Here is a 579-nt window from a genome sequence, read left to right as displayed (position 1 = left end):
ACCCGCGGGATCAGCTTCTCTGGATACTGCCAAGGGCCATAATTATTGCTGGCATGGGAAATCAGGGCAGGAAAGCCATAGGTGTGCACCCAGGCGTCCACTAGATGATCCGCTGCAGCCTTACTCGCCGCATAGGGTGAGCCGGGATGCCAGGGATCACCTTCCTGTGCTGCCGCCCCTTTAGGCCCTAAGTCACCGTACACCTCATCAGTGGATACTTGCAGAAAACGAAACGGGCGCGAACCAGCTCGCACTTGAAGCCAGCTGCGGCAAGCTTCGAGCAAGGTCAGGGTGCCCTGGATATTAGTGCGCGAGAACTCCATAGGGGCTGTGATGGAACGGTCCACATGGGATTCCGCTGCAAAGTTGATCAATGCACAAGGCTGGTGTTCCTCCAGCAATTTCGACACCAAATCAGCATTGTTTATGTCACCTTTGACAAAGTAATAACCCCCATCGCCTTCCACGCAAGCCAGTGCTTGAGGCTGAGCGGCATAGGTGAGAGCATCGAGATTGACGATAGTAGCCTTGGTATTGGCCAAGGCCCAGCGGATAAAGGCGCTGCCGATGAAACCACAG

Annotated in this window: 1 protein-coding gene; it reads right to left on the bottom strand. The window is 55.1% G+C overall.

Going from position 1 to position 579, the window contains the following annotated elements; translation table 11 throughout:
- The coding region (locus A3754_RS22670; protein WP_156497158.1) for a dTDP-glucose 4,6-dehydratase at window positions 1-579 on the bottom strand (579 nt) is incomplete at both ends.

Source organism: Alcanivorax sp. HI0083, assembly GCF_001635175.1.
Note: the sequence above shows the minus strand (reverse complement) of the source record. Positions and strands in the feature narration are given on the sequence as shown.